The sequence below is a fragment of the Methylobacterium sp. E-045 genome (assembly GCF_022829685.1).
In the GTDB taxonomy this organism is placed as follows: domain Bacteria; phylum Pseudomonadota; class Alphaproteobacteria; order Rhizobiales; family Beijerinckiaceae; genus Methylobacterium.
The window spans coordinates 1-25,184 of the sequence record NZ_JAKSYE010000089.1 but is presented as its reverse complement, the minus strand read 5'-3'; the positions used below and the strand labels follow the sequence as shown (position 1 = coordinate 25,184).

21 protein-coding genes and 1 pseudogene are annotated in these 25,184 nt (G+C 66.2%); 8 read left to right on the top strand and 14 right to left on the bottom strand.

The window, feature by feature from the left end:
• The first annotated feature begins 15 nt into the window (after nucleotides 1-15).
• From MKK51_RS17420 to MKK51_RS17405, 4 genes are all read left to right on the top strand, one after another.
• Nucleotides 16-2,388 (top strand): ABC-three component system protein, encoded by a 2,373-nt coding sequence (locus MKK51_RS17420; protein WP_243979078.1) that lies wholly within the window; start codon nucleotides 16-18, stop codon nucleotides 2,386-2,388.
• Nucleotides 2,385-3,032 carry an ABC-three component system middle component 1 gene (locus MKK51_RS17415; RefSeq protein WP_243979077.1) on the top strand — a complete coding sequence of 216 codons (648 nt, stop codon included), beginning with the start codon at nucleotides 2,385-2,387 and terminating at the stop codon, nucleotides 3,030-3,032. Before MKK51_RS17420 ends, MKK51_RS17415 begins: the two co-directional genes overlap by 4 nt.
• Complete coding sequence (locus tag MKK51_RS17410) at nucleotides 3,029-6,151, top strand: AAA family ATPase (RefSeq protein WP_243979076.1); 3,123 nt, start codon at nucleotides 3,029-3,031, stop codon at nucleotides 6,149-6,151. Before MKK51_RS17415 ends, MKK51_RS17410 begins: the two co-directional genes overlap by 4 nt.
• A gap of 442 nt (nucleotides 6,152-6,593) precedes the next feature.
• Nucleotides 6,594-7,562, top strand: coding sequence for an OmpA family protein (locus tag MKK51_RS17405; RefSeq protein WP_243979075.1), 969 nt, complete (start codon nucleotides 6,594-6,596; stop codon nucleotides 7,560-7,562).
• 40 nt (nucleotides 7,563-7,602) lie between these two features.
• On the opposite strand, the gene MKK51_RS17400 is transcribed toward MKK51_RS17405, so the two are convergent.
• Nucleotides 7,603-7,914: a cupin domain-containing protein gene (locus MKK51_RS17400; protein WP_243979074.1), complete on the bottom strand. Its 312-nt coding sequence runs from the start codon at nucleotides 7,912-7,914 to the stop codon at nucleotides 7,603-7,605.
• A gap of 163 nt (nucleotides 7,915-8,077) precedes the next feature.
• Entirely contained in the window at nucleotides 8,078-9,247 is a 1,170-nt protein-coding gene (locus MKK51_RS17395) for a hypothetical protein (protein ID WP_243979073.1), read from the bottom strand.
• A 108-nt stretch (nucleotides 9,248-9,355) separates the two neighbouring features.
• On the opposite strand from MKK51_RS17395, the gene MKK51_RS17390 reads away from it, so the two are divergent.
• From MKK51_RS17390 to der, 3 genes are all read left to right on the top strand, one after another.
• A complete protein-coding gene (locus MKK51_RS17390) occupies nucleotides 9,356-9,961 on the top strand; it encodes an NnrU family protein (protein ID WP_243979072.1) in 606 nt (201 codons plus the stop codon).
• 151 nt (nucleotides 9,962-10,112) lie between these two features.
• Nucleotides 10,113-10,826: a tetratricopeptide repeat protein gene (locus tag MKK51_RS17385; protein WP_243979071.1), complete on the top strand. Its 714-nt coding sequence runs from the start codon at nucleotides 10,113-10,115 to the stop codon at nucleotides 10,824-10,826.
• 64 nt (nucleotides 10,827-10,890) lie between these two features.
• On the top strand, nucleotides 10,891-12,249 hold the full coding sequence (gene der, locus MKK51_RS17380) for a ribosome biogenesis GTPase Der (protein WP_243979070.1): 1,359 nt from the start codon (nucleotides 10,891-10,893) through the stop codon (nucleotides 12,247-12,249).
• A gap of 3 nt (nucleotides 12,250-12,252) precedes the next feature.
• Here der and MKK51_RS17375 read toward each other — a convergent pair whose 3' ends face one another.
• The 12 genes from MKK51_RS17375 to rpsF all read right to left on the bottom strand — a co-directional run bounded on the left by MKK51_RS17375 (nucleotide 12,253) and on the right by rpsF (nucleotide 24,466).
• A complete protein-coding gene (locus MKK51_RS17375; RefSeq protein ID WP_243979069.1) occupies nucleotides 12,253-13,377 on the bottom strand; it encodes a carboxylate-amine ligase in 1,125 nt (374 codons plus the stop codon).
• A gap of 54 nt (nucleotides 13,378-13,431) precedes the next feature.
• Entirely contained in the window at nucleotides 13,432-13,839 is a 408-nt protein-coding gene (locus MKK51_RS17370; RefSeq protein WP_243979068.1) for a dihydrofolate reductase, read from the bottom strand.
• Nucleotides 13,840-14,023: 184 nt separating this feature from the next.
• The gene (locus MKK51_RS17365; protein WP_243979067.1) at nucleotides 14,024-14,764 is read right to left on the bottom strand and encodes an SDR family NAD(P)-dependent oxidoreductase; all 741 of its coding nucleotides are present in this window, start codon (nucleotides 14,762-14,764) and stop codon (nucleotides 14,024-14,026) included.
• Nucleotides 14,765-14,771: 7 nt separating this feature from the next.
• Complete coding sequence (gene purF, locus MKK51_RS17360) at nucleotides 14,772-16,262, bottom strand: amidophosphoribosyltransferase (protein ID WP_243979066.1); 1,491 nt, start codon at nucleotides 16,260-16,262, stop codon at nucleotides 14,772-14,774.
• Nucleotides 16,263-16,442: 180 nt separating this feature from the next.
• On the bottom strand, nucleotides 16,443-17,039 hold the full coding sequence (locus tag MKK51_RS17355) for a CvpA family protein (protein ID WP_243979065.1): 597 nt from the start codon (nucleotides 17,037-17,039) through the stop codon (nucleotides 16,443-16,445).
• Nucleotides 17,040-17,167: 128 nt separating this feature from the next.
• On the bottom strand, nucleotides 17,168-18,604 hold the full coding sequence (gene radA / locus MKK51_RS17350; RefSeq protein WP_243979064.1) for a DNA repair protein RadA: 1,437 nt from the start codon (nucleotides 18,602-18,604) through the stop codon (nucleotides 17,168-17,170).
• 132 nt (nucleotides 18,605-18,736) lie between these two features.
• Nucleotides 18,737-19,840: an alanine racemase gene (gene alr, locus MKK51_RS17345; protein WP_243979063.1), complete on the bottom strand. Its 1,104-nt coding sequence runs from the start codon at nucleotides 19,838-19,840 to the stop codon at nucleotides 18,737-18,739.
• A gap of 209 nt (nucleotides 19,841-20,049) precedes the next feature.
• A complete protein-coding gene (locus tag MKK51_RS17340; protein ID WP_027172146.1) occupies nucleotides 20,050-21,537 on the bottom strand; it encodes a replicative DNA helicase in 1,488 nt (495 codons plus the stop codon).
• Nucleotides 21,538-21,820: 283 nt separating this feature from the next.
• Nucleotides 21,821-22,384 (bottom strand): 50S ribosomal protein L9, encoded by a 564-nt coding sequence (gene rplI, locus MKK51_RS17335; protein WP_018045051.1) that lies wholly within the window; start codon nucleotides 22,382-22,384, stop codon nucleotides 21,821-21,823.
• Between the two features lie 70 nt (nucleotides 22,385-22,454).
• Nucleotides 22,455-23,483, bottom strand: coding sequence for a DUF2232 domain-containing protein (locus tag MKK51_RS17330; protein WP_243979062.1), 1,029 nt, complete (start codon nucleotides 23,481-23,483; stop codon nucleotides 22,455-22,457).
• Nucleotides 23,484-23,710: 227 nt separating this feature from the next.
• Entirely contained in the window at nucleotides 23,711-23,992 is a 282-nt protein-coding gene (gene rpsR / locus MKK51_RS17325) for a 30S ribosomal protein S18 (protein WP_243979061.1), read from the bottom strand.
• Nucleotides 23,993-23,995: 3 nt separating this feature from the next.
• On the bottom strand, nucleotides 23,996-24,466 hold the full coding sequence (gene rpsF, locus MKK51_RS17320; protein ID WP_243979060.1) for a 30S ribosomal protein S6: 471 nt from the start codon (nucleotides 24,464-24,466) through the stop codon (nucleotides 23,996-23,998).
• 353 nt (nucleotides 24,467-24,819) lie between these two features.
• On the opposite strand from rpsF, the pseudogene MKK51_RS17315 reads away from it, so the two are divergent.
• Nucleotides 24,820-25,184 (top strand): annotated as a pseudogene (locus MKK51_RS17315) (PQQ-dependent dehydrogenase, methanol/ethanol family); the annotation flags it as partial.

Here is a 25,184-nt window from a genome sequence, read left to right as displayed (position 1 = left end):
GGTTGCTGGTCTGGTATGACAGGTCCGCTTCCCTTTGATGACTGGATTCGGGCTGCAGGAGATCCTGCTGACAGTGGTCTTCATTTCGTCGGCGCATTCGACAGGCGGATCACATTTTATTCCCAACAGGTGCGTGCGCTGAGACTTGTTCATGCGCTGAGCCGTCCCGGCAATCTGAAGCCCAACGACAACATTGCTGTGGTCGGTGCTGGTGCTGCGGGCGTTACGGCGGCGCTAGGGCTGGCACTGCTCGGTAACGACGTGATGCTGTATGATCCAGCCGCGTCGATCTTACAGCTACAGAGCGCGTCGCCTCGGCTGCTGCATCCTCATATCTATGAGTGGCCCGGGCTCGGGTCGCTCGACGACCGTGCGGGTCTGCCGATATTGGATTGGTCCGCGAGCAATGGCGGCGCGGTTTGCGCGCGGCTTCAGGCCGATTTCGATGCTGCGGAGGCGCGCCTGCAAAACCTTGAGTTCAAGTCCGCGCACCGTTTGACATCCTTGGGCAAGGTGGGTGCACGGTGGCGGCTTGGACTCACGTTCAACGGCGCGGTCAACTATCGCCAATTTGACCATGTCGTACTCGCGATCGGTTTCGGCGATGAGATCTCTTGCGGGGCAGCCGTACCAGTCCACTATTGGAAACAGAATTCGACTGGGTCAGCGGCAGCCGAACCGCACAGCCCTGCGACTTACATCGTCAGTGGCAATGGCGATGGTGGTCTCACCGACTTGTTGAATCTGCTGGTTCAGGATTTTGACCATGTCGGATTTACGCGGCGGTTCTTGAACTACTTTTCTGATGATGCGCTTCGCGCGACGACAGAGGCGGCATGTGCCGGGGTCGCTGTCGGAGCCGATCTCGAACCAGCGTTCACGGCGCAGCTCCTTCCGCTATTCGGCGAGTGGGGCATACTCGATAGGCTCAGCCAAATTTTGCGATCTGATCGCCAGGTGACAATAAACAGCTCGGGTCCGCTGTTTGCGGCGTCAAAGGCTTCTCAGCTCAACCAGGTGATGGTGTTTGCGGTTCTCGAGGCCGCGAAGCAGGTGGGTCGTCCGGTGCAGCGAAGTTCTGGACAAGTCACGGATGTCGTTGCGAGCACCGGAGGCTTTCAGGTCAGCGGTCTCAATGTCAGTGGCGTCCCACTGACCGAAACGCATGAGCATGTGATCCTGCGTCACGGTCCTGACCGGGCGGTGCGCTACGCCGCCGCTGGCGCGCACTTCGCGGCTTACAAGGCGCATGTTACGGCGCTGCTGGCGGCGCAACCTCACCTCAACCTGCCGCCGGTTCTCGACAGCGAAACTTACGATTTCTTTGAGGCGCTGCGGATCGAGAAGCTCGAAGACCATGCATCGCAGCAAGCCTCGCAAGCCAATCTCGCTGCCGCGCGGGCGACGATCGTGATAGGTAGTGATCCGGCTGCTCACGTCCCGACCGAGCGCGGAAGTCGGCGTCTTCTAGAAATCGCCGAACAATGCGAACGACTGACCGGCAACGTTGTTCTTCACCTCGCCGTGACGCCGGATAAGATGGCGGGCTGTGCTGACATCGTTCGGCTGGCGCGAGCAAGCGGTGGCCGCATTGTGCTCGTGGCAGGGCCGGATGGGCTGACGGAGTGGCGGAAGCTCGTTCCGACGATCGATCCCGTGCCGTCCGCGGTGTCACATTATCCTGTAATGGCGCTTGATGTTACGGCGCTGGATGAGGCCATCGATGCCTGCCTGCTTCGCCTGTTGGACCAGCGCGTCCGATCTGTTTTGATCAGTCGTCAATGCGAGACGCTGGGTCCACTCCATGCGTCGATTGCGGATGCGATCGGACCGACTTGGACAGCTTGGCATGGCTCTTTGCTTGCCGATAAAGCGCTTCTCGCCGCTTTTCTTCGTTGGCTTGCGGATGTCGAACAGGATGAGCGTTCGCCTTGGAGCGGCGATCATGCTACGATTCGCTATCTCGCGACAGCGCTCGTGATGATGCTCGCGACCCATCACGGAGAGCCGCTCGAGCCGGCCTTTGCTGACCGGGGCAATCTCAAATTCAGCCATAATGCGGTGGCGTTGGGCTCGGGTTGCCAGATGGTCGGGCAGCAGCCTATCGCGATTTGGGACCAGCCCGATCAGTGGGGTGTCGATGCACTGATCCTGTCGGGCTCGGCCGAAGTTGAAGTTCTGGATCCACCCGGCCGTGTTCTCGATGGTGGCAAGCCCGCCTTGGGAATGGCGGCGGCGAGGCGGGTACGCCCCGTGGTGATCCGTAACGACAAGCAATGGCGTGCACGCCTGACGGACGATGTTGCGGTCTGGCGGGCTGCCGTGGAAGTCGAATTTGCGGCGTTGCGCGCGAGGCAAGACAAGGAATTGGAGGAGCTTGCCAAATGACTCCTGACGTTCTTCGCGACAAGCTGATCGCGTCAGCCCAACAAATCGGATGGTCTGCGACGATCGAGCCAGATTTCGTTTCGCCCAAATTCAGAGGGCGACAGGATGCATCTGCCGCGTCGCTTCCTGAGAACACGATTGGGCTGCGTCTCGGCGCGTATCCTGCGTTGGTCGGACCAATTGCGCTAAAGACCAGCGAGGACATGCAGGTATCGCTAAAGGCACTGCATAACCAGATGGTGATCGCGCGATCCTACATGCGCGCTGAGGAGGTAATCAACGCACACATCATGTTGTGCGTGACGACGACGGGATCGCAAGCTGACTGGCGCGGCATCATCGACCTGGCCGAAAGGGACGAGACGGTGTGCCGGAAAGTGATCTGGATGCCAGACGCCGACGCTTTGGATACATCGTACGAGCATTTCCTCGCACGAACATTCCTGGCCCAACCCTGGCGTTCGCTTGACGCGGTACTTAACGCGCCACTCGACCATAACCAAGGATTGGCCGAGCGGATCCTCGTAAGGCATGGTCTGTCCGAACCAGCGGCCGAGCGGTGGGTCAAACTCGCCGACACCTATAAGGATGACCCTGACGGATTGATCCCGCAGTTGGTTGCCGCCCGGGAGCAAGCCGAATGACACCACTCTATCTGAAGCAAGTCGCACTTCGGCAGTTCCGCAGCTTTGCCACGCTCGATGTGGAGCTCCCGCCTGAGCCAGGAGTGCTTATCGTTCATGGCAGCAACGGCCTGGGCAAATCCTCTCTGTTCGATGCGCTGGAATGGGCGCTCTCCGACCGCATCGACCATTTCCGTGACGCGAACGGCGTGAATAAACCAGGCACTTACCTGTGCCGGTGGCGGGAGGGAGAGCCAGGGCCGACCAGTACGACGATGGTCTTTTCGGACGAAAGCACCATCGAACGAAGCTTGCTGTCCGCGAAATCGACAACGTCACAGCTTAGCGGCAACGTTCCCGATATCACTGCCTTTCTGCGCGCTCCTGCATGGCAGCAGCGCATCTCGGAGCTGCAGCGCTATCTCCTGCTGACCCATTTTCTCGGGCAATCGACGCTTTCCAGGTTGACCTATCGCAAGTCGAGCGAGCGGTTCGATATTCTGAAGGAAGCCGCGCAGAGCACAGCGATCGAGGCAATTGCCAATGCTCTGCACGGTCAAGGGAACACAACGGTTGTCCGCGCCTACGCTCGGCAAATAGAAGCGCTCGAGCGAGACGCGAAGAGCTTGGGCGATCTTATGGAGCAGGAGTCCGCTCTATGGGTTGAGGCACGGGTTTCCGGCGCTCTGGACGACGCTGCTGCGCAAGCGGAGGCTCGCCGGATTGGGGCGCAGCTCATACAAGCCGAATTCGAGGGTCAGGGGTTTGGCGCATCGCCTGGCGATCTCGACGAGCCGTCGATTGAGGGGTTGCAGGCCACGATAGATCGAAACGAGCGCGATTGTTTTTCGGCCGAGGCCCAGACGGAGGAGGCGAGGCGCCTTCACAGTGAGCTGCAGCGGGTCCTGACTGATCTTGCCGAAGTCGCAGCATCACGCGCAACTACTCAAAAGCGTATTGATGTGCTTGGAGATCAACTTGTGCAGGCGCAAAAGCTGCAAAGTGATCGCAGAACCGACGTTACGACCCATCAGCAGCGCGTTGCTGGCACATCGACGGTCTTATCCCGACTTCGAGCACTGCGGGACGCGCGCACCCTTGTCGCCCGGCTGGATACCGAGCACCGCGAAGCAGGGGTTGCGGAGGCGGCCGCTGATCAGGCCAAGAAAGTAGCGGAGAGCGGCGTCACGATTGCCGAGCGAAGGCGACAGATCTCACAACGGATAAACGACGAGATCGACCAATGCGGCGAGGAAATGGATCGCTTACGCGACATTGCGGCGACGGTCGATCAAGCAACTGCTTGTGAAGCTCGCATTGGAGAAAAGTCATTCGCGCTTGCTGGACTTGAAGCCGGCAATCCGGACATCGATGCAGCCGTGGAACGTAGCAAAGAAATGGTGGCGACCGCGACCGATACGGTCGACGCACAAACCGCACTCGTCGAAAGTCTTCGCGACACGGTCGACACGATGTCGAACGCAATCGCGTCAATCGCCACGCATCTGCCTTCCGACGCCTGCGACTGCCCGCTTTGTGCAACTCATTTTGACAGCGCTGCGGAATTGAGGACTCGGGTCTCGACTGCTGCAGAGCGCCTCGCACCGGCCCTTTTCGCGCAAGAGGAAAAGCTCAAGAGCCTGTCAGCCGCCCTCGGCGCTCGCAATTCCGAGCTCCAACAATTGCAGGTGTCGCAAGCGGCAATCTTATCGGCGCGTGCAGACTTGAACGTCGAGCGAGAGCAGCGTGTTCGGCTGGTCTCCCGACTCGACGGCGGTGCGACCGAAACGCCGATCGATCTGGCCGCGACACGAGCGCGCGTGGCTGAAACGATCGCGGCGATAGGTGCGAGACGCAAGCGGAAGCAGCGTTGGCAAACACACCCCGCCCTCGACGGTCAGACATCGAGCGCCGACTACTCTCGCGCCATTCGCGAACGGGATGCAGCCCAACGAAGGCTCGATGCCGCCACCCGCGCGGCAACAGATCTTGCAGCTTCGCTCGAACGGGCGAGGTTAGATGAGGCCAGCGCGAATTCTGCAACGGGGACGCTGAGTGATATTGATCCCAATGACCTCTCGCGAATGATTCAGGAGGCGGAGGCAGAATTGCTCGGACATGAGGAGGCGTTTGCTGCCGCAACGAGGGCACTTACTGACGCCGACACCGCTGAAGGCGCCTTGGAAGCGGAGCGCGCCGGCTTGAGAGCGCGGCTGGCCGAAATCGATTCTCGTAAGCACGACCTTGATGAGACGCAGCGCAGGGTCGGCGACGACTGGCTTGGTCTCAAACGGTTTGGCCCAGCCCCAGATCTTGCAGCGATTCAAATTATCGAAGGTCGCATCGCTGCTTCGAGACTCGTTGCGAAAGAGGCGGCGGCAAGGCTTGCGCGTCTCCGTGAAGGGCGCCTGGCTTGGTCGCGACAGGTCAGTCACAGAACGGTGCTCGACCAAATTCGAGATCAGGTTGATGGGCCACCGAATGCGACCCGCGACGAGGTACTGGCGCGCGCCGCGGCGCTTCGCGCCAAGGATGAGGCCGACGCTGAAGCCGTTCGTGAGGTCAAAGAGATTGCCAAGGCTGCGAGCGCCGATATTAGCGCCGAACTTGAAGACTTCAATTCCGAATACATCAAGCCTTTGGGCTTCCTGATGTCACGGATCAATCAGGCAATTCTCTGCGACCCGCGCGTGGGCATCGATCTCCATGTCAAAAGGAAGAGGATTGAGCAGAGTGCCGTAAAGGGTGGTGAGGTTCCGAAGGCCGTTGGAGAAATCGATCCGGTGCTAGTTCATAGTGAAGGTCAAATGGCTGCATTGGCGGTTAGCATGCTATGCGCCGCTAGCCTGACCTTCCCCTGGTCACGGTGGAAGGCACTCATTCTTGACGATCCTTTGCAGCACAATGACTCAATCCATGCTGCGGCATTTGCGGATCTGATGGGTAATCTCGTTAGCGGTGAAGGATACCAAGTTCTCTTAACCACCCATGACGTCGCTCAAGCCGAGTTTCTGCAGCGAAAGTTCCGTTCACGCCGGATTCCCTGTGTGACCCTGAGCCTGCTCGGTCTCGGGAAAGATGGCGTGGAATGGTCTGTGCAGTCTTCGGCCTCGGTGGGAGCTCGCTCGGCGTCGGCATGATGTAAGCTTGTTGGCCGGCGACAGCGATAGATGACGGAATGTGAGTTTCCACATTTCGAGGAAAAAAGGCAGCGTTTTCAAAAGCGTCAATTTTTGGCGGTACCTCTGACGGTATGGTTTCGCGCAGAAAATTTTTTCCTTCGCTAATTCAGTAACTTGGGTAGCTAGGAGATAATCGAGTGGGAGTGATTTCAGGCGACGCCAACGGTGTTCAGGACGGTGGTTCCGAGAGATAGCGCGTCACCGGCCAATCGTGCGTCCTTCTCCACGGGGACGCGACAGATCGCGTTCCGCATTGACCCGTGCTCCATCGGACATCCGTCCGACTCGACGGCCAAGGGCGGCGCGGCGTTTCTTGCCAGCCGCTGATGGCCCTGCGCGGCCGTGAGTCCATCGGCGCGGGCCCGGCCTGTCGGTGCCCGCGGTCGTGCTGGAGTGGTCGATGAACGCGTTGAAACCGGTCTGCCTCCTGGTGGCGCTTGCATTCGCCCCATGCGGAAGCGTGGCAGAGCCTGGCGCGGCTCAGGCGTCTCCCGAGGGCAGGACCATACCGGGCGGCGTCCCGCTCGACGACATCCCCGTCTCGACCGTGCCCCTCGGCGGCTTTCCCTATTTCGCGCTGCCGGCGGGCTACCAGCCGATGAACCCGCCCGAGACGCGGGAGTTCGGGCATTTCCCGTTCTGGACGGGCACCGCGCTCCACGACGTCGAGGGCAAGGTCATCCTGTCCCTCATCAGTGCCAAGGACGGCAAGACCTACTCGTCCTATGAGCTGAAGAAGAACATCGAGGCCGTACTGACCCAGGCCGGGGCTCGGAAGCTCACCGACGGCAGGATCCCCGATACGGTGACCGATACCCTGCCCGAGGATGTGAAGATCGGCATGTATGACGGCCTCGGCAACGTCTACGCCGAGCCGACGCAGACATGGGTGATCCGCCGCCCGGACCGGCAGATCTGGGTGCATTTTGTGCCCGGCAGCAGCAGCGCGAGCTGGACCATCCTGGAGACGAAGCCGTTCGCCCAGACCGCCGCACTGCTGCCCGCCGATCGGCTGAAACAGGACATCGACAAGACCGGGCGGGCGGTGATCCATGTCAATTTCGCCACCGACAAGACTGAGATCCTGTCGGAATCCGCCGCTCAGATCGACGCGGTGACCAGTCTGCTGAAGACGAATCCCGGCCTCAAGCTGGCGATCAACGGCTATACCGACGAGACCGGCTCCGCCGCGCACAACCAGTCTCTCTCCGACGGCCGTGCCAGGGCGGTCATGACCACGCTCATCGCGTCCGGCATCGCGAAGGACCGGCTCAGAGCCAAGGGCTTCGGGGCCGCCAGCCCGGTCGCCTCCAATGGCAACGAGGAGGGCAGGGCGAAGAACCGGCGCGTGGAACTGGTGAAGTTCTGAGGCGGGACGGCAGGATCGACCCGGGTGCCCATGCCCGCCCTCAGGCCGGCAGGTTCGTCTCCACCAGCACCGTTGCAGTGGTGAACTCCGCCTCGTGCCAGACATGGGCCGGGAAGTGGAACAGGCTGCCGGGGCCGAATTCCCGGCTTCCCTGCTCGGTCACGAGGGTGCCGCTCCCCGAGATCACCTGCACGAGTTGTTCGTGATCGTGGCTGTGCCGGGCCGCCCGGGTTCCGGCCGGGATGGCGATCCGCACCCATTCGGCACCCGCACCCCGGACGCGGCGCTTCGCGACGCCGTTTTCCGCGACGTCCTCGGGCAGATCGGTCCAGGCGAAACAATGGACGGTCATGGCGATCCGATACGGTGGATTGAGGAAGGCGCGTGAGCGCGCCCTTGCACCGCCGCGACCGGTGCCGGCAAGACCGATCGACGTGGCGGACGCCCCGATCCGGCTGCGATCCGGTGTCGCATTCCGCTCCTTCGCCTCTCGCCGAATCCGTTGGAAGCGTCGCCTACGGCCAGACCTTGATCGCCAGAGGTCTGCGGACGAGGTCGCGGTCCGAAGTCACGGTGCAGCCCTCCCGGCGCAGGGTCACGTAGGTGAGGAAGGCGGTGTCGCCCGCATCGTCGAAGTTGCGGCCGGTGGCCTGCGGATCGAGGATCGACGGATAGGCGATGAGGTCGCCCTTGGCCGTGCAGGGATCGTCGTAGAGCGTGGCGCCGGCGAGCAGCAGGCGCGGCTGGTCCCAAGTGACGAGATCCCGCGAGGTCGTCCAGTAGAAACCGGATTGTGGGACGGTGCCGCCGGCGCTGGCCATGTACACGGCGATCCAGGCTCCCGTGCCGCGATGGCGTATGACGGCGCCGACGGGCAGGCCGAACGGCTCCAGCGGCTTGCACGGCTCGGAGAGCAGGGTCGGCCTGCCGTAGGGATCGGGGAAGGCGGCGGTGAAGCCGAGGCCTGTCCAGGCGCGCCAGCGCGTAGGATCGGAGGGCGTGTCGGTGCGGAACAGGCAGGCGCCGGCGGACTGGTCGCTGCCCCCCGCGGTCCAGCCGGTGGTGGCGATCAAGACGTAGCGCCAGCGCCCGTCGCCGACGATGTTCGACGGGTTGAAGAAGCCCCGCTGCCGGCCCTGGCCGACCTCCTGGCGGAACGGCGCCCCGGCCACCACCACGGGGGGCTTGGCGCGGGAAAAGCTGCGCCCGCCATCGCCGGAGGAGGCGGCGGTGATCGTGTTGTACCAGCACTCGATATAGACCTTCGAGCGGCAGCGCCCCTCGTGCTCGTTGGCCTGATATTCGTGATGGAGGAGGGCCGAGATCGCCTTGCCGTCCTCCGTCCATGTGGCGGTGATCCAGGACCGGTCGTCATAGGCCGCCGGATCGGCTTTCTCGCCGGATTCGAGGACCACGGCGCAGTCGAGCTTCAGCAGGTCGAGGGCCGGCCCGCGCATGGCCCGGTTGCGATAGTGCATCCCGAACAGGGCGACGCTGCCGGACGCGTCGCGGAAGGCGCGCGCGGAGGCGTCCGGCACGTCCGCCCCGTCGCAGGCATCGCGGCCGGCCTTGAAGATCGTCGTCGGCGCCCCGACGAGGGTCAGCGCCGAAAGCGGCGGTTCGGACCGTGCCGCGGCCCCGTGCGCGAGCAGGACGAGCAGGAGGAGGGCGAGGAGCCGCGTCATCGGGTGAGCCTGGACATCGGCCCGAGTTTGGGTTTTGAACCATTACAGTCTGCTTCACCCGGCCTGGCGCGGATCATGTGATCCACAGGCGCGATTCGAAGGCGTTCCATGCTCATCCTCATCCTCGGCCTCGTGCTGTTCCTCGGCACGCATGCCTTCTCCATGTTGAGGGCGAAGCGCGCGGGCGTCATCAATGACATCGGGGAGAGCCGGTTCAAGCTCGGCTATACCCTCCTGTCCGTCCTCGGCATCGTGCTCATCGCCTACGGGTTCGGCCAGTACCGCGCGAACGGTTATATCGACGTGTGGAACCCGCCGGTCTGGACGCGCCATCTGGCGCTGCTCCTGACGCTCTTCGCCTTCATCGCCCTGGCCTCCGCCTACCTGCCCGGCCATATCCGGGCGCGGGCCAAGCACCCGATGCTGCTGGCGGTGAAGATCTGGGCGACGGCCCATCTCCTCGCCAATGGCGACCTCGGCTCGATCCTGCTGTTCGGCAGCTTCCTCGCCTGGGCCGTCATCGCCCGGATCAGCGCCAAGCGCCGCGCCCTCTCGGCCGGCGCGGTGGCCGCCCAGCACGGTGCCGTCGCGGCCCCGGCCGGCTGGCGCAACGACGCCATCGCGGTGGCGGTCGGCTTCGTCGTCTGGTTCGTCTTCGCCAAATACCTGCATCAATGGGTGATCGGCGTCGCGGCCTGGCCCGTCTCGGCCTGACGGCATCCGCGCACGGCCGGTCGCCTGCCGGCCGCATGGCCAGTCGCCAAGTCGGCCGCATGGCCAGTCGCCAAGCCGGGCTGGCTGTGCTAGGCGCCGGGCTTGGTTTTCCTCAAGGCCGCCGATCGTATCGCGGTCGGCGTGAGACGACATGGCCGAGAACAACGAGTTTATCCGCGAGGTCAACGAAGACTATCGCCGCGATCAGGTCGCGCAGATCTGGAGGCGCTACAGCGGTCTCATCGTCGCCGTGGCGATTCTCCTCGTGGCCGGCGTCGGCGGCTATCGCTACTGGCAGCACGATCAGCGGGTCCGCGCGGAAGCCGCGTCCGAGAAGTTCGAGGCCGCCAACCGCCTCGCCAAGGACGGCAAGGGCGCCGAGGCCGACAAGGCCTTCGAGGCGCTGGAGGCCGACGCTCCCGGCGGCTACCGGATGCTGGCCCGCTTCCGCTCCGCCACCGAGACCGCCAAGCGCGACGCGTCCGCCGGCGCGGCCGAATACGATGCGCTGGCCGCCGACACCAAGCTCGGCGACGGCCTGCGCGACCTCGCCCGTCTGCGCGCGGCGCTGATCCGCCTCGATCAGCCGAACTCCGATCCCGCGCTCGCCAGCCTCCAGGGGCTCGCCGCCCCGGCCGGCGCGTTCCGCCACACCGCCCGCGAAATGCTCGGCCTCGTGGCGTTGAAGCGCGGCGAGTACGATGCCGCCGGACGCTGGTTCGACCAGATCATCTCCGATCCTCAGACGCCGGCGAATCTCCGCCAGCGCATCGAGGTCTATGCCGCCCTCGTGGCCGGCGGCCCGGTCACCGTGACCGCGGCGCCTGCTCCCGAGCCGGCCGCACCCCCGCCCGTGACGCGCTGAGCCGGTTCCGGCACGCCGCCTGCACGACGAATTTTCTCCGTACGACGACTGAATCGAGACCACCATGGACATGCCGACCGTCGCTATCGTCGGACGGCCGAATGTCGGCAAGTCGACCCTCTTCAACCGCCTGGTGGGCAAGAAGCTCGCCCTCGTGGACGATCGCCCCGGCGTGACCCGCGACCGGCGCGAGGGCGACGTCAACTTCGGCGGATTGGTGTTTCGCGTCATCGACACTGCGGGCCTCGAACAGGCCGACGCGGATTCGCTGCTCGGGCGCATGCGCGCGCAGACCGAGGCCGCGATCCTGGAGGCCGACGTCGTGCTGTTCGTCATCGACGCCCGCGCCGGCATCCTCCCCGCCGACCAGCCCTTCGCCGAACTCGTGCGCCGCGCGGGCTGCCCGGTGGTGCTCGTCGCCAACAAGGCCGAGGGCGGCACCGGCCTGTCCGGCGCCTACGAGGCGTTTTCGCTCGGGCTCGGCGACCCGATCCCGTTCTCGGCCGAACACGGCGAGGGCATCGGCGAGTTGCACGACGCCCTCACCGAGGCCCTGCCCAAGCTCGACGACGAGGACGAGGAATACGACGACGACCCGTCGAACCGTTCGCTCAAGGTCGCCATCGTCGGCCGCCCCAATGCGGGCAAGTCGACCCTGATCAACCGAATGCTCGGCGAGGAGCGCCTGCTCGTCGGCCCCGAGGCGGGCATCACCCGCGATTCGATCTCCCTCGACTGGGAGTGGCGCGGCCGCCGGATCAAGCTCCACGACACCGCCGGCATGCGCCGCAAGGCGCGCATCGACGACAAGCTCGAAAAGCTCGCGGTGTCGGACGGCCTGCGCGCCGTACGCTTCGCCGAGGTGGTGGTGGTGCTCCTCGACGCGACGATCCCGTTCGAAAAGCAGGATCTGACCATCGTCGATCTCATCGAGAGCGAGGGCCGCGCCCTGGTCATCGGCCTCAACAAGTGGGACCTCGTGGCCGACCAGCCCGGCCTGCTGAAGAAGCTGCGGGAGGATTGCACCCGCCTTCTGCCGCAGGTGCGCGGCGTCTCCGTGGTGCCGCTCTCGGGCCTTGCCGGCGACGGCATCGACGCGCTGATGAAGGCCGTCACCGAGACCTTCGAGGTCTGGAACAAGCGCATCTCCACCTCGAAGATCAACGACTGGCTCAACGAGGCGACCCAGCGCAACCCGCCGCCGGCGGTGGCGAGCCGTCGTATCAAGATCCGCTACGCCACCCAGGTGAAGAGCCGCCCGCCGCACTTCGCCCTGTTCGGCAACCAGCTCGACGGCCTGCCGAAATCCTACACCCGCTACCTCGTGAACAACCTGCGCGAGGCCTTCGACCTCCCTGGCGTGCCGATCCGGCTGTCCCTGCGGACCTCGAAGAACCCGTTCGACAAGGAGAACAAAGGCTGAGCTTCACGACCCGCAGGTCGTCCGGCTCAGCCAATCCACCACGTCGTCCAACCCCTGGCGGTTGGTGCGGCCCTTGTCGCGCGCGGCCTCGAAGACGGCGATCTGCCGGTCGGCGCTGGTTCCCTCGCGGACGATGGTCCGTGCCCTTTCCACTTCCTCGCCGCATCCGAGCGCGTCGGCATCGGCGTCGATGAGGGCCAAGACCTTGTCGAGGGCGTCGGCGAAGGGGAGGGCGTCTTCGCTGGCCTCGTCGATGATCTCGGCCTCCGTGCCGCTGCGCTGGGTCCGCCAGAGGTTTTCTTCCGCCAGGGCGCGCGAGACGCCGTCGAGATCGGCGTTGAGGTCCGGCCTTCGGACGGCGCAGCGCACGAGGCAGCGGAACAGCGCCGCCACGGTGAGTGCATCCTCGAGCCGCGTACAGGAATCCGCCACGCGCAGTTCGAGGGTCGGAAACTTGATCGATGGACGCAGCGACCACCACAGGAAGCTCGCATCCTGGATCGAGCCGGCTCGGGTCATGATCCGGACGTAGCGCTCGTAGGCGTCGGGGCCGGAAAAGAGCTGCGGCAAGCCGGTGCGCGGCAGCTCGCCGAAGGCACTGAGGCGGTAGGCGGTGAGCCCCGTCGGCTTGCCCTGCCAGAAGGGCGACGAGGCGGACAGCGCGAAGAGCAGGGGCTGGAACGGCAGCAGCCGGTTCATCAGGTCGATGCGGGCTGCCGGATCGGGCACCTCCACGTGGACATGCATGCCGCAGATCAGGCTGCGGCGGCCGGCCAAGCCGACATCCTTGAGGATGCCGCGATAGCGCTCGCCCTTCGTCGGCAATTGCCGAGCCCAATCGGCCACCGGATGGGTGCCGGCCGCGAAGACCAGAAGCTCGTGGTCTCTGGCAAGCCGGCCGAGGGCTCCGCGCTGTCCGGCGAGGATCTCGTGGGCCTCGCCGAAATCCGCGGAGGGCGGGGTGCAGACCTCCACCTGGCACTGCAGCATCTCGCGCCCGATCTCGGGCAGGCGCTCGCTCGCTTCGGTATGGAACGGCTTCACCGACCGCCGCGGCGTCCCTCGCGTCTCGGCATCGGCCAGGAAATACTCTTCCTCGATGCCGAAACGGTAGCTATGCGCGGTCATGGAGGTTTCCTGCGGTGGATCAGCATCAACTCGCAGGAAGCGTCGTCGTTTCCGTCAGGCCCGCAACGCCCCACCCACCAGCCAGGCCGGATCGAACCAGCGGTCGGCCTCGCCGTCATAGGGCAGGCGGGTGATGTCCCAGTTCTGGATGTACTTGGCGTAGACGTTCCAGACGGTGATGCCGCCGCCGACGAAGATGCGCCGGCCCGGATAGCGCTTGAGCACCTCTTCCGGGTCCTCGTGGCTGCGGATCACGTCGATGGTGCGGTCCTTGAAGGCGAAGTCCGGCACCGAGGCCACGGTCTTCGGCCCGGCGATCAGCACGTGGCCCATGGTCAGCGCGAAGAAGCGCGTCACGTCCTCGACGAAGAGCGGATCGGTATTCCCTTCCCACGGCAGCTGGCCGTTGAGGCCGAGTTGCCCACGCTGGCCGATGGCGCAGATGCAGCGGACGTCGATCATGAAGGAAACCTTGTCTGGGGCTTGGAGAAAACCCCACCCCGGACCTCATCCTGAGGTGCCGCGAAGCGGCCGCGAAGAAGGACTCCAGGGAACTCCGTGAAGTCCGGAGCACTCCTCCAAGGCCTGCGCGTCGCTTCGGCACCTCAGGATGAGGTCGCGGATAGGGATGGACGGGACGAGAAAGCTACGCCGCCATCTGCGGAGTCAGCACGCGGTCGCTGGGGAAATCGTAGATCTTGCCCGATTGATCCCAATCCGGGCTCGCGAGGCGCACGAAATGCGGGGCGAGGTCGCCCGGAGTCTTCAGGGTCGTTTCGTCTTCGCCCGGCATCGCCGCCTTGCGCATGGAGGTGCGCAGGGGGCCGGGGTTGAGCAGCATGGCCTTGATGGCCGTCGTCTCGGTCTCCGCCGCATAGGTGCGCACGAGGGCGTCGAGGGCGGCCTTCGAGACCGAGTACGGTCCCCAATAGGCCCTGCATTTCTGCGCGGCGCCGGAGGTGACGAAGACGGCGCGGCCCGCATCCGACTTCCGCAGCAGCGGGTCGACGGAGCGGAGCAGGCGCCAGTTGGCGGTGACGTTGATGTCCATCACCTGCGCCCAGGTCTTGGGCGTCACGTGCCCGAGGGGCGTGAGGTTGCCGAGGATGCCGGCATTGCCCACCACCACGTCGAGCTTCGCCCAGCGTTCGTGGATGCTCAGGCCCAGCCGGTCGATGGCGTCGAAATCGGTGAGGTCGAGGGGGACGAGGGTCGCGCTCGATCCCGCCTGCCGGATCGCGTCGTCGAGCTCTTCCAGGGCCCCCTGCGTTCGGGCGACGGCGACGATGTGAGCCCCCGCCTCCGCGAGGGCCAGGGCCGCCGCCCGGCCGATGCCGCGCGAACAGCCGGTGACGAGGGCGATGCGGCCGGCGAGGGGCTTCGTCATGGTCGCCTCAATCCGCTTCGGCGAGCATGGCGAGGCGCTTCGGCCCGGCGATGGCGAGGTCGGTCAGGCCGGTCGGGTAGTCGCCGGTGAAGCAATGGTCGGTATATTGCGGGCAGGATTCATTGCGGCCCTCCTCGCCCATGGCCTTGTAGAGGCCCTCGATGGAGAGGAAGGCAAGGGAATCCGCGCCGATGTAGCGGCGCATGCCTTCGAGGTCGTGGGTGGCGGCGAGCAGCTTCTCGCGCTCGGGCGTGTCGATCCCGTAGAAATCCGGGTAGGTGATCGGCGGCGAGGCGATGCGGAAGTGCACCTCCTTGGCGCCGGCCTCCCGCATCATCCGCACGATCTTCACCGAGGTGGTGCCGCGCACGAGGCTGTCGTCCACGAGGACGATGCGCTTGCCCTCCACCACGGCGCGGTTGGCCGAATGCTTCATCCGCACGCCGAGTTCGCGCACCGACTGGGTCGGCTGGATGAAGGTGCGCCCGACATAATGGTTGCGGATGATGCCCATCTCGAAGGGCAGGCCGGTCTCCTGCGCGAAGCCGAGGGCCGCCGGCACGCCCGAATCCGGCACGGGGATCACCACGTCGGCGGCGGTGGCGGATTCGCGGGCGAGTTCGTGGCCGATATTCTTGCGGACCGAATAGACGCTCTTGCCGTTCACCACCGAATCCGGCCGGGCGAAGTAGATGTATTCGAAGATGCAGGGTCGCATGGGCTGCGCCGGTGCGAACCTGATCGACTCGATACCCTCCTCGGAAATGACGACGATCTCGCCGTTCTCCACGTCGCGGATGAACTTCGCGCCGATGATGTCCAGCGCACAGGTCTCGGAGGCAAGGATGTAGCGCCCGTCGAGTTCGCCGATGACCAGGGGGCGGATGCCCAGGGGGTCGCGGGCGCCGATGAGCTTCTTGTTGGTGAGCGCCACGATGGCATAGGCGCCCTGGACCTGCCGCAGGGCTTCGGTGAAGCGCTCGACGATGAGCGGTGCCCGGCTGCGGGCGGCGAGGTGCAGGATCACCTCCGTGTCGGAGGTCGACTGCGTGATCGCGCCGTCGCGGACGAGATCGCGGCGGATGGAGAGGGCATTGGTGAGGTTGCCGTTATGGGCCACCGCGAGACCGCCGCTGGCGAGTTCGGCGAAGAGCGGCTGGACGTTGCGGAGGATGGTGCCTCCGGTCGTCGAGTAGCGCACGTGGCCGATGGCGGCCGAGCCTTCGAGATGCTCGATGGTGGAGCGGTCGGAGAACGAATCGCCGACGAGGCCGGGACGGCGCTCGGAATGGAAGATGTGCCCGTCGAACGAGACGATGCCCGCCGCCTCCTGGCCCCGGTGCTGGAGGGCGTGGAGCCCGAGGGCCACGATGGCCGAGGCGTCCGGATGACCGAAGATGCCGAAGACGCCGCACTCCTCGCGCAGGGTGTCCCCGTCCCGGTCCAGCCCATCCACCACGTCGACCGAATGGCGGGCGCTCGCGCTGCGTGCTGACATCTGGTTCTGCGATCCTAAGGTTGCCCGCCGTTGCCGGTTTCGGCAGCGTCCACGGACCGGCTTGCATCGTGCGACCGTTTTATGACGACGGCTGCATCCTGCGAGAAGCCGTCATTTAGTCGGCCTTGGTCCCGCAACCAAGCGGCATGCCACGCAGATCAGACGCGCTGCGTGAGAAGGTCAGCGCCGTGCCGGGGCCTCGGTCCGGCGTTGGGCGGGTGCCGTATCGCCGTCGGCCGCCGGCTCGACGGGCTCGGCCGCCTCGCCCTTGGACTTCTTGAACTGCTTGATGAATCCCTCCGGATTCTCCGGCAACTGTGCCACCAGGGCGTCCCCCGATTTCTCCAGCATCGGCCGGCTGCGGGCCTGGGCCGCCCAATCGGGCATCTTGCCCTGGACCAGCCAGGCCAGGAACACCCAGCCGATCACGCAGATGAGGAAGCCGCGCCCCGCGCCGAAGACGAAGCCGAGGGACCGGTCGATCGCGCCGATGCGCGAATCGAGGATCATGTCGGAGACCTTCACCGTGATGATCGAGACGATGATGAGCGTCGCGAGGAAGATCGTCGCGATGGAGGCGACCAGCGCCACGGTGGCATTGGAGACGTGCTGGGCCACGGTGGGCAGCAGCAGGGGATAGAGCTTCCAGGCGACCGCCGCGGCGGCGACCCAGGCGACGATGGCCAGCACCTCGCGGGTCGCCCCGCGGACGGCCGCCAGGAGGGCCGAAATGACGACGATGCCGAGAACGGCCAGATCGAGAACGGAAAACGGCATTGAAGGCTATGGTCGCACGGGGCAGAGGGGCTGACGATCGCCGACTCGTGCGGCTCCCCCTCGCCGCCGCGCCTGTATATCGTGCGGAAACTCGGCCGTCACCCTCCGGGGCGGACAAGCGTCGGGCCTCACTCGTCGTCCTCGTATTCGTAGCGCGCCGGGTTGCGCTCGGGCCGGCCGCGTTTGGGCGCGCCGCTGGCGATCCCGGCCACCAGATCGGCGATGTGGCGCAGGGCCTCCGTGGGCAGGGAACCGTCGCCGGTCTCGTTGCGGCCTTGCGGCGTGACGGCCTTGGCGAAGCCGAGCTTCAACGCTTCCTTCAGCCGCGACGGCGCCTGCGCCACCGGGCGGATCGCGCCGGACAGGCCGATCTCGCCGAAATAGACGGTCTCCCCCGGCAGGGCCGCGCCCGACAGCGACGAGACCAGGGCGGCCGCCACCGCGAGGTCCGCCGCCGGTTCGGTGATGCGCAGGCCCCCGGCGACGTTGAGGTAGACGTCATGGGTGCCGAGCCGGATGCCGCCATGGGCCTCCAGAACCGCGAGCACCATGGACAGGCGGTTAGGGTCCCAGCCGACCACGGCGCGGCGCGGCGTGCCGAGGGAGGAGGGCGCCACCAGGGCCTGGATCTCCACGAGCAGGGGCCGCGTGCCCTCCATGCCGGCGAACACGGCCGTGCCCGGCGCCGCATGGTCCCGCCCTGCGAGGAACAGAGCGGAGGGGTTCGGCACCTCCGCGAGCCCGCGATCGGTCATCTCGAACACCCCGATCTCGTCGGTGGGGCCGAAGCGGTTCTTCACCGCGCGCAGGATGCGGAAATGGTGGCCCTGGTCGCCCTCGAACGAGGCGACGGCATCGACCATGTGCTCCACCACGCGGGGACCGGCGATCTGGCCGTCCTTCGTCACGTGGCCGACGAGGATCACCGCCGTGCCGGTGGTCTTGGCGAAGCGGATCAGCGATTGGGCCGAGGACCGGACCTGGGTCACCGTGCCGGGGGCGGATTCCACCGTCTCCGTCCACATGGTCTGGATCGAATCGATGATGGCGAGCGCCGGCGGCCGGCCCTGGCTAAGGGTCTCGACGATGTCCTCGACATTGGTCTCGGCGGCGAGATCCACCGCTGCGCTCGACAGGCCGAGGCGCTCCGCCCGCAGGCGCACCTGCGCCACCGCCTCCTCGCCGGAGATGTAGACCACGCGCTCGCCGGTGTGCGCCATGGCGGCAGTGGCCTGCATCAGAAGGGTCGACTTGCCGATTCCGGGATCGCCGCCGAGCAGGATCACCGAGCCGCGCACGAACCCGCCGCCGGTCACCCGGTCGAGCTCGCCGATGCCGGAGGGAATGCGCGGGGCCTCGCGAGCCTCGCCGGTGAGCCCTTCGAGGGGGAAGATGCGCCCATGCGACCGGCTCGGCCGGGTCTTGACCGGACCGGCCTGAGGGCCGCTGGCGCCCGTCTCCTCGACGATCGTGTTCCAGCCGTTGCAGGCCTCGCAGCGCCCGCGCCAGCGATTGTAGACGGCGCCGCAGGATTGGCAGACGAAGGTCTGGTGGATCTTGGCCATGATCGCCTTTTGCGTGGATCGCCGCTCGAAGAGGCCGAGCGCCGTTATCCGCCGATCCCGGCCACCACCCCCATCCTGGGGTGCCGGAGCGGAGCGCGGGCGCCTCAGGACGAGGTGGAGGGTCGGATCACTCTAGGCTCCTACATAGCGGCGAACATAACGGGAACCAAGACCGGTCAGAATTTCGTAGCCGATCGTGCCGGCGGCGTGTCCCACGCTGTCCACGTCGAGGGACTCGCCGATCAGGATGGCCGGTTCGCCACGACTCGCGGCGGATGCGTCGGTGACGTCGAGGATGATGAGGTCCATGGAGATCAGGCCGACGATGGGGCAGGGCACGCCGCCGACGAGGGCATGGCCGCGCCCGCTCGCCGAGCGTGGGTAGCCGTCGGCGTAACCGACCGACAGGGTGGCGAGCCGTCGCGGGCCCGGGGCGGTCCAGCGGGAATTGTAGCCCGCGCCGTCCCCAGCCGTGACGTCGCGGACCTGTGCGATCGACGCTTCGAGGCGGACGACCGGCCGCATCGGGTTCGGTCGCCACGGGGTCGGGTTGCCGCCGAAGATGGCGTAGCCCGGACGGAGCAGGTCGTTGGCGATGCCCTCGCCGAGATAGCAGCCGGAGGAGTTGGCGAGGGAACCCGGAATGCCGGGATAGGCCCGCAGGACGTCTGCGAACGCCTCGCACTGGTGTCGGTTGATCGCCTCGTCCGGCCGTTCGGCGCTGACGAGATGGCTCATCAGCAGGTCGATCCCGGCGGCCGAGATGATCGGGTCGCCGGCGAGCGCCAGGGCGTCGGCCACGGTCAGGCCGAGGCGGTTCATGCCCGTATCGACGTGAAGGGCGGCCGGGAGTGGCCGCCCCGTCTCCGCCGCCAGCGCCGCCCATTCGTCGAGTTCTTCGCGCGATCCGAGGACCGGGCGCAGGGCGTGCGCCACGAGAGCCGGACCGCTGCCGGGAGCGAGGCCGTTGAGGACGTAGATCACCGCCTCCGGCAGGACGGACCGGGCGATCGCGCCTTCGCTCGCATGGGCGACGAAGAACGTCCGGCAGCCGGCCCGCCACAGGACCGGCGCGACCGTCACCAGGCCGCAGCCATAGGCGTCGGCCTTGATTACGGCGGCGCAGGGGATGTGTGGCGCCCGCGCGCCCAGGCGTCGCCAGTTCTCGGCGATGGCCGAGAGATCGATGGTGAGGCGCGCGCCGTGGATGGCGGCTTCCGGGGTGCTGATCGCCATGGCGGGATCTCGTTCGAGTGCGGTGATCGGGCACTCTCTGCTGCCTGCAGAACTCATGTGAGGACCACGAGTCTACCGCCTCGCACCTGGTGGACCATAGAGACGGCGAGCTTTGTCGCAGGTCTCCCTCCGCCTCGTGGGGAGAGGTTCGGAGTGGGGGCCGACCCTCACTCGGCCGAGGGCGGCGTCCGAGGCGGGGGTGGGACAGGTCACATGCGCGCGGGCATGCGGTCCTCGCTCGCCAGGTCCGAGAAGCGCGTGATGTTGGCGTCGAATTGCAGTTCCACCGTGCCGGTGGGGCCGTGGCGCTGCTTGCCGAGGATCACCTCGGCCTTGCCGTGGACGCGGTTCATCTCGGCTTCCCAGGCGAAGAACTCCTCGGTGCCTTCGCGCGGCTTCTTGTTGTTGACGTAGTATTCCTCGCGGAACACGAACATCACCACGTCGGCGTCTTGCTCGATGGAGCCCGATTCGCGCAGGTCCGAGAGCTGCGGGCGCTTGTCGTCGCGGTTCTCCACCTGACGCGAGAGCTGCGACAGGCCGATGATCGGCACCGCCAGCTCCTTGGCCAGCGCCTTCATGCCGGTGGTGATCTCGGTCATCTCCTGCACGCGGTTGTCGCTGCGCTTGCCCGAGCCCGAGAGCAGCTGCAGGTAGTCGATGATGAGGAGGTCGAGGCCCTTCTGGCGCTTCAGGCGCCGGGCGCGGGCGGCGAGCTGCGCGATGGAGATGCCGCCGGTCTGGTCGATGTAGAACGGGATCGTCTGCATGTCGCGGGCGGCGTCGGTGATCTTGTAGAAATCCTCCGGCCGGATGTCGCCGCGGCGGATCTTGTAGGAGGGCACGCCGGATTGCTCGGCGATGATGCGGGTGGCCAGCTGCTCGGCCGACATTTCGAGGGAGAAGAACCCGACGATGCCGCCGTTCTTGGTCTCGATCCGCCCGTCGGGCTGCTTCTCGCCCCGGTAGGCCTTGGCCACGTTGAAGGCGATGTTGGTGACCAGCGAGGTCTTGCCCATGGCCGGGCGGCCGGCGAGGATGATCAAGTCGGAGGATTGCAGACCGCCCATCTTGGCGTCGAGATCCGACAGGCCGGTGGCGATGCCCGAGAGCTTGCCGTCGCGCTGATAGGCCTTGGCCGCCATGTCCACGGCGGCGGTGAGGGCGTCGGAGAATTTCTGGAAGCCGCCATCGTACTTGCCCGATTCGGCGAGCTCGTAGAGCCGGCGCTCGGTGCCCTCGATCTGGTCGCGGGGGGAGGATTCCACCGGCGCCTCGTAGGCGCCGTTGACGAGATCCTCACCGATGGTGATCAGCCGGCGGCGGATGGCGAGGTCGTAGATGGTGCGGCCGTAATCGCCCGCGTTGATGACGGTGGTGGCCTCGGCCGCGAGGCGGGCGAGGTACTGCATCACCGTCTGGCCGCCGAGATCGGCGTCGCCCAGATAGGTCTTGAGCGTGATCGGGGTCGCGAGCTTGCCGACCTTGATCAGCGAGGCGGCGACCTCGAAGATCTTGCGGTGGACATCCTCCATGAAATGCTCGGGCAGGAGGAAGTCCGAGATCCGGTAATAGGCGTCGTTGTTGACGAGGATCGCGCCGAGCAGCGCCTGCTCCGCATCGATGTTGTGGGGCGCGACGCGGAACTCCTGCGTGACGCTCTGGAGGTTTGCCGTCAGGGCGTTGGGCAGGGCCATGGGCTGACTCGAGGCTCCGACTTCTTCGACACCGCGCGGCGATTCCCTCGCCGCACCATTCCGCTAGCGCACGACCATGGCCCAGGCATGGTTAGCCGAACCTTAGCCGATTCTCGCGACCCGCCTTCCGCGCCACCCTCGCACCGGAGGTGACCCGGTGTGGACGACCACGAAAAACGCCTGCCACCCCTTTCGGGATGACAGGCGCCATGCTGGAACAAATCGGGAACCAGTCAACCCCTTCGGGCGATGATCCCCGTTCTCCACCGGTTATGGACGAGGCTTACTCGCGGTCGTCGCCGGCCTCGGCGAGAGCGGCGCCGACTTCGAGGCCGAGGTCGTCGAGGTTGAAGGCCTCACGCTCGGTGGTCGATTCGCCGCGGGCCTGACGCTCGGCCTCTTCCGGCGAACGGGCGACGTTGACGGTGACGGTCACCTCGACCTCGGGGTGCAGCACCACCGGCACGGTATGCAGGCCGAGGGTCTTGATCGGCTGGTTGAGGGCGAACTGGTCGCGGCCGACGGTGAAGCCCTCGGCGGTGACGACCTCGGCGAGATCGCGGGTGGAGACCGAACCGTAGAGCACGCCGGTCTCGCCCGACTGGCGGATCAGCACGAAGCTCTTGCCCTCGAGGGTCTCGGCGACGGACTGCGCCTCGCTCTTCTTCTCGAGGTTGCGGGCCTCGAGCTGGGCGCGCTGGGTCTCGAAGTGCTTCTTGTTGCCGGCGGTGGCGCGCAGGGCCTTGCCGCGGGCGAGGAGGAAGTTGCGGGCGTAGCCCGGCTTCACGTTCACGGTCTCGCCCATCTGGCCGAGCTTGGCGACGCGCTCGAGGAGGATGACTTCCATGATTCTGGTCCTTGTCTGAGTGGGGTTGGGTGGGGAGAGAGTCCCGGCCGCGCGATGCGGGAGACGGGGCTCAGGTTCGTCCGGCGTCCTCCTTGGGACGGCGCCGGTTGAAGGCGGTGTCGGCGAGGCCGAACAGGGTCAGGGCGAACAGCGCGATGCCCTGGGTGAAGAACAGGATCAGGTAGAGCCCGAACAGGAGGGCCATGCGTCCGGGACGCCCGCGGCTGCGATCGTGGAAGGCGGCGAGACCCTGCATGGCGAAGGCGGCAGTGAGCGCACCGATGAGGGCGATGCCGAGGACGCCCGGATAGCCGGGCACCAGGGCCAGCACGACGGCCGCTCCCAGGATGCCGAGGACGGAGCGCGGCATCGCCGTGGAGGGGATGTCGGGCCAGGGCCGGGGCAGGCGGCCGGAGATGCGCACGATCCGGGCCGCGGCCCAGAGATAGAAGGTGAGGAGCACGGCGAGGCCCTGCGTCGCCAGTCCGGGGGCGATCGTCGCCAGGGCGTCGGCCACCGCGTTCTGCTGGTCGGTGCCCGACTCGGCGGAGGGCGCCGCGTTGGCATCGGGCTCGGCCGGGGTCGCGGGTGACTTTTCAGCAGGTGTCTTTTCGGCGGGCGCCGCGGCGGGGGGCGTCGCCCGGGCCTTGCCCTGCATCGTCACCAGCGTGCGGGTCATCCCGCGCAACTGGGTCTGGAAGGTGTCGAAGCTCGGCGAGGCGATGACCGCGATGGCGACGAAGGCGATCCCGGCCGTGCACGCGGTCCAGGCCAGCAGCCGCCCGGTCGGGTACCATTCCATGGTGCCGTCGGCGTTGGGGCGCCCGAGCAGCGCGAGATAGGCGAGCCACCAGGCCGGCAGCGCCAGATAGGCGAGGAAGCCGAGGCCGAGGAAGGGCTGCAGGAAGGCGAGGGCGACGGCGCCCGTGATCGCGGCGACGAGGGCGGCCTTGTGGCTCCAGCCGAGGCCCACGATCAGGATCGGGAGCGGGGCGAGCAGGTAGAGCACGATGGACAGCAGCGTGCCCTTCAGCAGGACGCCGAAGAGGAGTGCGGAGACGAGGCCCGCGCCGATGCCGATGCCGAGAAACTGTTTCATCGATCCCGCTGTCCCGCTGTCCCCGAAAGGGGCAGGGTTAGAGGCGTTTCATATCGCCCCAACGACGCCCGGCAGCGCCAATGCCGCCGGCGTGTAGACGTCCCTCCCCGTGTGGGGAGGGATCGAGTGTGTGGGTGGCGCCGCCGGCCTCCTCAGGCCGGGAGACCACCCCCATTCCAGCTCCACCCCGCAAGGGGGAGGAGGGGACCTCGTGGAGAGGTCGAGGCTTACTTGATCACGTAGGGGAGGAAGCCGAGGAAGCGGGCGCGCTTGATCGCCTGGGCGAGTTCACGCTGCTTCTTGGCCGACACCGCCGTGATGCGCGACGGCACGATCTTGCCGCGCTCGGACACGTAGCGCGACAGGAGCTTGACGTCCTTGTAGTCGATCTTGGGAGCGTTCGCGCCCGAGAAGGGGCAGGTCTTGCGACGACGGAAGAAGGGGCGACGTCCGCCGCCCGCACCACCACCAGCGGCAGGAGCCGCATCAGGTCCAGCACCGAAACCCATGGCTTAGTTCTCCCCGCCGAAGCTGCGCTCGGGACGGTCGCCGCGATCGCCGCGGTCACCACGATCCCGGTCGCCACCGAATCCACCACCACCACCGAAGCCTTCGTCGTCACGACGACGGCCGCGCTCGCGATCCTTGCGGTCGTCGCGGTCACGCTTCTGCATCATCGCCGACGGCTCGGATTCGAGCTCTTCGACGCGGACGGTCATGAAGCGCAGGACGTCCTCGGAGATCTGCATCTGGCGCTCCATTTCGGCCAGAGCCGCCGGAGGGGCGTCGACGTTGAGGAGCGTGAAATGCGCCTTGCGGTTCTTCTTGATGCGGTAGGCGAGGGACTTCACGCCCCACATCTCGATCTTCTCGACCTTGCCGCCATTGGCTTCGATGACGCCCTTGTAGGTCTCGACCATGGTCTCGACCTGCTGGGCCGTCACGTCCTGGCGCGCCAGGAAGACGTGTTCATAAAGAGGCATAACGGGCCCTTCATAGCAAAAGGGGCCCGACGGCACGGATGTGCGGGTGTCGATCGTCGGGCCGGTTCAACGCGTTTCACCCGGCGCCAAGCCCTTCGAGCCGTTTGAAGGCCCGAGCGGTTGATCGAAGGCGGAGACACGGGACGATGGAGCGAACTCCGCATGCCGGACAAGCCGGCACCGTCCGTTCAGCCCCCAGCCGGAGCGAACACGAGGTGCGGCGCATAGAGGAGTTCGGGCGGGATGGCAAGGACGATCGCCGCGATCCCAGCGACACGGAGGCCCGCGAATCGATCCGCCTCCGATGGTAGAGGAGCGGATCGGAACGCGCGCACCACGTTGGAGGATCGCCGATGTCAGGCAGAAACCGAGCCGCCGCCCTCCTGTTCTGTCTCTACGCGTCCGGCCCGGTTCTCGCCGACGAGCCGGTGCTCCAGACGGTCGATTACGCCAACACGCGCTATTCGAAGCTCGACCAGATCAACGCCGGCAACGTGAAGCAGCTGCAGGTGGCCTGGACGTTCTCGACCGGCGTCCTGCGCGGCCACGAGGGTTCGCCCCTCGTCGTCGGCACCATGATGTACGTCCACACCCCCTTCCCGAACATCGTCTACGCCCTCGACCTCGACAAGGACGGCGTGATCGTCTGGAAGTACGAGCCCAAGCAGGACCCGAGCGTCATCCCGGTGATGTGCTGTGACACGGTCAACCGTGGTCT

Coding starts and splice junctions, on each gene's coding strand:
- MKK51_RS17420 (WP_243979078.1), top strand. CDS start 16: ATGACAGGTCCGCTTCCCTTTGATGACTGGATTCGGGCTGCAGGAGAT.
- MKK51_RS17400 (WP_243979074.1), bottom strand. CDS start 7,914: ATGACCGTCCATTGTTTCGCCTGGACCGATCTGCCCGAGGACGTCGCG.
- MKK51_RS17375 (WP_243979069.1), bottom strand. CDS start 13,377: ATGACCGCGCATAGCTACCGTTTCGGCATCGAGGAAGAGTATTTCCTG.
- rplI (WP_018045051.1), bottom strand. CDS start 22,384: ATGGAAGTCATCCTCCTCGAGCGCGTCGCCAAGCTCGGCCAGATGGGC.
- MKK51_RS17410 (WP_243979076.1), top strand. CDS start 3,029: ATGACACCACTCTATCTGAAGCAAGTCGCACTTCGGCAGTTCCGCAGC.
- MKK51_RS17330 (WP_243979062.1), bottom strand. CDS start 23,483: ATGAAACAGTTTCTCGGCATCGGCATCGGCGCGGGCCTCGTCTCCGCA.
- rpsF (WP_243979060.1), bottom strand. CDS start 24,466: ATGCCTCTTTATGAACACGTCTTCCTGGCGCGCCAGGACGTGACGGCC.
- MKK51_RS17370 (WP_243979068.1), bottom strand. CDS start 13,839: ATGATCGACGTCCGCTGCATCTGCGCCATCGGCCAGCGTGGGCAACTC.
- MKK51_RS17385 (WP_243979071.1), top strand. CDS start 10,113: ATGGCCGAGAACAACGAGTTTATCCGCGAGGTCAACGAAGACTATCGC.
- radA (WP_243979064.1), bottom strand. CDS start 18,604: ATGGCCAAGATCCACCAGACCTTCGTCTGCCAATCCTGCGGCGCCGTC.
- MKK51_RS17395 (WP_243979073.1), bottom strand. CDS start 9,247: ATGACGCGGCTCCTCGCCCTCCTCCTGCTCGTCCTGCTCGCGCACGGG.
- MKK51_RS17365 (WP_243979067.1), bottom strand. CDS start 14,764: ATGACGAAGCCCCTCGCCGGCCGCATCGCCCTCGTCACCGGCTGTTCG.
- rpsR (WP_243979061.1), bottom strand. CDS start 23,992: ATGGGTTTCGGTGCTGGACCTGATGCGGCTCCTGCCGCTGGTGGTGGT.
- der (WP_243979070.1), top strand. CDS start 10,891: ATGGACATGCCGACCGTCGCTATCGTCGGACGGCCGAATGTCGGCAAG.
- MKK51_RS17355 (WP_243979065.1), bottom strand. CDS start 17,039: ATGCCGTTTTCCGTTCTCGATCTGGCCGTTCTCGGCATCGTCGTCATT.
- purF (WP_243979066.1), bottom strand. CDS start 16,262: ATGTCAGCACGCAGCGCGAGCGCCCGCCATTCGGTCGACGTGGTGGAT.
- MKK51_RS17390 (WP_243979072.1), top strand. CDS start 9,356: ATGCTCATCCTCATCCTCGGCCTCGTGCTGTTCCTCGGCACGCATGCC.
- MKK51_RS17405 (WP_243979075.1), top strand. CDS start 6,594: ATGAACGCGTTGAAACCGGTCTGCCTCCTGGTGGCGCTTGCATTCGCC.
- alr (WP_243979063.1), bottom strand. CDS start 19,840: ATGGCGATCAGCACCCCGGAAGCCGCCATCCACGGCGCGCGCCTCACC.
- MKK51_RS17340 (WP_027172146.1), bottom strand. CDS start 21,537: ATGGCCCTGCCCAACGCCCTGACGGCAAACCTCCAGAGCGTCACGCAG.
- MKK51_RS17415 (WP_243979077.1), top strand. CDS start 2,385: ATGACTCCTGACGTTCTTCGCGACAAGCTGATCGCGTCAGCCCAACAA.